This window comes from Pseudomonas sp. SIMBA_068, assembly GCF_046534705.1.
In the GTDB taxonomy this organism is placed as follows: domain Bacteria; phylum Pseudomonadota; class Gammaproteobacteria; order Pseudomonadales; family Pseudomonadaceae; genus Aquipseudomonas; species Aquipseudomonas putida.
In genome coordinates, this window is the sequence record NZ_JAWRYI010000576.1 from 1 (window position 1) to 269 (window position 269).

A 269-nucleotide genomic window follows, 5' to 3' on the forward strand; every position below is an offset into this window, starting at 1 on the left:
TGGCAAGCTTTGTTTTGCTGCCAAAAAAAGTAATTGCGTCAACTTTAAGCATCAAAGCCCCCTCTTGTTAGACTTTTCTAACATTATTGTGCGCGGGATACCTAAGTCAAGAAAAATTAGAATTACCTAACTATGGATACAAGAACCCTAGGCCAGCGAGTTCTGGCGCGACGAAAAGAATTACGCTTAACACAACGAGAAGCTGCGCGCCTCGCTGGAGTTGCTCACGTCACAATTTCACAATGGGAAAGAGACGAAACCCAGCCAGT

General features: G+C 44.6%; 1 protein-coding gene. It reads left to right on the forward strand.

All coding sequences use genetic code 11. From position 1 onward, the window contains the following. Positions 1–132: 132 nt before the first annotated feature. The coding region (locus tag SB756_RS30485) for a helix-turn-helix domain-containing protein (RefSeq protein WP_410913295.1) at positions 133–269 on the forward strand (137 nt) is incomplete at its 3' end.